The organism is Microbacterium sp. HMWF026 (assembly GCF_003061325.1).
Lineage (GTDB): Bacteria > Actinomycetota > Actinomycetes > Actinomycetales > Microbacteriaceae > Microbacterium > Microbacterium testaceum_E.
This window is the reverse complement of sequence record NZ_QAJB01000360.1, coordinates 8,650-11,324: the sequence shown is the minus strand read 5'-3', so window position 1 is coordinate 11,324 and position 2,675 is coordinate 8,650. Positions and strand designations below refer to the sequence as shown.

Annotated in this window: 3 protein-coding genes; 1 reads left to right on the top strand and 2 read right to left on the bottom strand. The window is 70.5% G+C overall.

What is annotated here, in order from left to right:
• Positions 1 to 52 precede the first annotated feature (52 nt).
• Positions 53 to 1,846, top strand: a complete 1,794-nt coding sequence (locus DBR36_RS13445; protein ID WP_108320179.1) for an ABC-F family ATP-binding cassette domain-containing protein — start codon at positions 53 to 55, stop codon at positions 1,844 to 1,846.
• A gap of 16 nt (positions 1,847 to 1,862) precedes the next feature.
• Here DBR36_RS13445 and DBR36_RS13440 read toward each other — a convergent pair whose 3' ends face one another.
• Together DBR36_RS13440 and DBR36_RS18500 are read right to left on the bottom strand one after the other, a co-directional pair.
• Positions 1,863 to 2,375 (bottom strand): hypothetical protein, encoded by a 513-nt coding sequence (locus DBR36_RS13440; RefSeq protein WP_108320177.1) that lies wholly within the window; start codon positions 2,373 to 2,375, stop codon positions 1,863 to 1,865.
• On the bottom strand, positions 2,372 to 2,675 hold a 304-nt coding region (locus DBR36_RS18500; protein ID WP_258222847.1), incomplete at its 5' end, for a MarR family winged helix-turn-helix transcriptional regulator. The genes DBR36_RS18500 and DBR36_RS13440, both read right to left, overlap by 4 nt.

Below are 2,675 nucleotides of genomic sequence, written 5' to 3'. Positions count from 1 at the left end.
GGACGGGGGAGCGGATGCCGGGGGCCTGGGCACCGCGTAGCCTGGGACGGATATGGCACATCTGCTCGGGGGCGAAGCCCTGCACCTGGAATACCCGACCAAGGTCGTCTTCGACTCCGTCTCGCTCGGCGTGAACGAGGGGGACCGCATCGGCATCGTCGGCCGCAACGGCGACGGCAAGTCGAGCCTGCTTGGCATGCTCGCCGGCATTCGCGAGCCCGACGGTGGGCGCGTCACGGTCCGCGGCGGCGTGACGGTGGGGGTGCTCGATCAGCAGGACACCCTCGACGACGACGACACGATCGGCCACGCGGTGGTGGGCGACCGGCCCGAGCACGAGTGGGCGGGCGACGCCCGCACGCGCGACGTGATCGCGGGCCTGCTCGGCGACCTGCCCTGGGACGCGCGCCTCGGCGACCTGTCCGGCGGTCAGCGCCGCCGCGTGGCCCTGGCCAAGCTGCTGTCCGGCGACTGGGACGTGCTCTTCCTCGACGAACCCACCAACCACCTCGACGTCGAGGCGATCACGTGGCTCGCCGGGCACCTCAAGAAGCGGTGGGCGCCGAGCGTGGGCGGCCTGCTCGTCGTGACGCACGACCGGTGGTTCCTCGACGAGATCTGCACCGCGACCTGGGAGGTGCACGACCGCATCGTCGAGCCCTTCGAGGGCGGCTACGCCGCGTACATCCTGCAGCGCGTCGAACGCGACCGGCAGGCGGCATCCATCGAGCAGCGGCGTCAGAACCTGGCCCGCAAAGAGCTCGCGTGGCTGCGCCGCGGCGCGCCGGCGCGCACGTCCAAGCCGAAGTTCCGCATCGACGCGGCCAACGAGCTGATCGCCGACGTGCCCGAGATCCGCGACAAGGTGGCCCTGCAGTCCCTCGCGGTCGCGCGTCTCGGCAAGGACGTGGTCGACCTGCTCGACGCGGGCGTCAGCTACGGCGATCACACGGTCCTCAAGGACGTGGAGTGGCGCATCGCGCCCGGTGAGCGCACCGGCATCCTGGGCGTGAACGGCGCGGGCAAATCGACGCTGCTCAACCTCGTCACCGGGTCGCTCGAACCCACCAGCGGGCGCGTCAAGCGCGGCAAGACCGTCAAGGTCGCGACCCTCACCCAGCGCCTGGACGAACTCGACCAGCACCTGAACGACCCCGTGCGCGTGGTCATCTCGTCGCTGCGCACGACCTACTCGTTCGGCGCGGGGTCCAAGGCGCAGGAGCTCACCCCGGGTCAGCTGCTCGAGCGTCTCGGGTTCTCGAGCGCGCAGCTCTCGACGCCCGTCAAAGACCTGTCCGGCGGTCAGAAGCGGCGTCTGCAGCTGCTGCTCGTCATCCTCGACCAGCCCAACGTGCTGATCCTCGACGAGCCCACCAACGACCTCGACACCGACATGCTCGCCGCGATGGAGGACCTGCTCGACTCGTGGTCGGGCACGCTGATCGTCGTGTCGCACGACCGGTACTTCCTCGAGCGCGTGACCGACCAGCAGTACGCGATCCTCGACGCGCGGCTGCGTCACCTCCCCGGCGGCGTCGACGAGTATCTGCGTCTGCGGTCGCTCCAGGATGCCGAGCCCTCGCGCCCGGCCGCGAGCGGCGGCGCCGCGGCTGCTCCGGGTCTGCAGGGCGCCGAGTTGCGCGCGGCGCAGAAAGAGGCGTCCGCGACCGAACGGCGCATCGAGAAGCTGCAGCAGCAGATCGACAAGGCCAAGGCGGCCCTGGCCGATCACGATCAGTCGGATTACGTCGGGCTCGGGGCCGAGATGCAACGCATCTCGGGCCTCGAAGCCGAGCGCGACAAGCTCGAGCTGCAGTGGTTCGAGCTGACTGAGCGGATCGGCTGACGCCGACGAGCGATCGTCAGTGCACGGCGTATTCGAGCAGCACGATGAAGATGCCCAGGCACGCGGTCGCGAAGGCGCCCACCAGGCGCATCACCAGGCGTGCGCCGCGTCGCGCGTAGGCGAAGTACCCCAGCACGCCGAGGACGACGAACGTCGACCACATGCTGAGGTCGGAGGCGTCGTCCACCGACATGCCGGACACCGCGGCGTAGATCAGCAGCAGGACGGACGGCACCGAGGCGTACAGCATGCCGGCGCCGTGGCGCATGCCCTCGCGGGTGGCGCGCCGCAGGCCGTGGGTCGCGTGCTCGGTGAGGGTGTGCGCGAAGACGTGCGCGATGAAGAAGACGACCAGCGACGTCGCCGCGCTCTCGAGCACCTCGCCGACCGTTTCGGCGTGATCGTCGGCGATCGTCACGAACGCCGCGAAGACGATGAGGCCGTAGATGGCGGCGGGGGAGCGGAAGCGCACGTCGAACCAGGCCTTGACGCGCTCCCACCGCGTGAGCGGAGCAGCCGGGGCGCTCACGCGTCGAACCCCAGGCTGAGCTTGCGAAGGAGCGTCGCGAGGCGGTCGCGGTCGCTGCGCGCCAGACCCTCGAGCAGCAGGGCCTCGGCGTCGACGAGGCGGGTGATGGCGGCATCCACCCGGATACGGCCGTCGTCGGTCAGCGTCACGAGGATGCTCCGTCCGTCGCCCGGGTCGGCTTCACGGCGCACGAACCGGCGGGCGACGAGCCGGTCGATGCGGTTGGTCATGGTGCCGCTGGACACGAGCGTCTGCTGCAGCAACTGCTTGGGGCTGAGCTGGTACGGCTCTCCGGCGCGC